The organism is Pseudomonas reactans (assembly GCF_013387025.1).
Classification (GTDB): Bacteria; Pseudomonadota; Gammaproteobacteria; order Pseudomonadales; family Pseudomonadaceae; genus Aquipseudomonas; species Aquipseudomonas reactans.
Map to the genome: position 1 here is coordinate 1 of NZ_JACAQP010000081.1, position 1,340 is coordinate 1,340.

The 1,340-nt window shown below is 35.1% G+C and carries 1 protein-coding gene; it reads left to right on the forward strand.

Annotated features, from left to right (window positions below; translation table 11 throughout):
* A partial coding sequence (locus HX793_RS32125; protein ID WP_178905601.1) for a coiled-coil domain-containing protein occupies window positions 1-1,340 on the forward strand: 1,340 nt, incomplete at both ends.

The window sequence follows — 1,340 nt, forward strand, 5'->3', positions numbered from 1 at the left end:
TTCATACTGAATCTTTGTACAATCTGTACGGAGAATTACAATCGTATGAATCCTCGATTGACCCACCAACGTCTACTTCTTTTGGAGGACCACTTGCTCTGTTGTCAACATCCTCTCAAAACCAAACACATTTTCATGATCAAAGTCAAATTGATTTAAATCAAAACCAAGCTTTTTCAAGTAATTCTTGTGACTTGTCTGATCCAAATAATGAAGCTGATTACCAACAATTGTGTGCTTTGGTAGCAAACACTAATCTCAAAAGATTTTTGCCACATCATAACTTCAGACCAAACTTTCAACAAAGATCCACTTTTGGACAAAACTTTCAGAATCGCGGTTTTCAAAATAATAACAACTCTTATAATAACCAAAGTTCTGGATTTCAGCAAAATCATTCAAAACCATCTCAACAGAAACAAACTCAAACATCTGAAAGACCACCCGTTAAGAGCCAAAAGGCTGACAATAACGATGATGATGATGACGTAATCATTTGTCACAAATGCAAAGGACTAAATCATTATGCCCGAGATTGTCGAGCCAAAATCAAGGTCAAAGACTCAGCTTACTATGCTCAAAAAGCCGAAGAGCTGAAGAAACAAGAACAGAAAGCAAAGCAAAAAGCTTTGATGGCATTCCACGAACCTAGCGTGGAATACTGGCCAACTTCTGATGATGAAACCGACACTGAACCAGCTCAGTCAAACTTCTGCTTCATGGCTGACAATGAACCAACCACAAGAGCTCCATATGTCATCGATCAGGTATGGTCTATGATCTCAGAACTCGGTCTTTCAAAAACACCATTTGAGTCCCACATGACTAAGATTGAGAACAGTCTAAAAGCTGATCTCAAACTATATCATGACACAATAGTCAAATCTGATATCTACAAATCTGAATTACAAACCTTGCAACTCAGATTTGGAGAATCAACAAGGACTAGAGACAAACTTGAAAGAGACATTGAACGAAAATCTGAAGAAAATAATCACATCCTAGAACAATTAAATGAAGCTCTAAAACAAAAAAGGGACTTAGAAATAAAAAATCAATCTGTTATTTCATCTGAAATAAAAGATACCTTAGAAAAGGAAGTCCTTCAGTTAAAACAAAAAATTCAAGATTTAACTGACAAAAACACTAGTTTAATTCTAAAACTAGATGATTCTTCAAAACAAATCAAATTTCTTGAATCCGAAAATCAAAGATTTCAAGGAAAACTGGATTCTATCAATATTGCCAGAAAATTGAGTGATGATGTTTTCACTAAAGCAAACAACTTAGGAACTGGCAAAATTGATACGAATTATAAACCGGGAATTGGAAGAGAATCT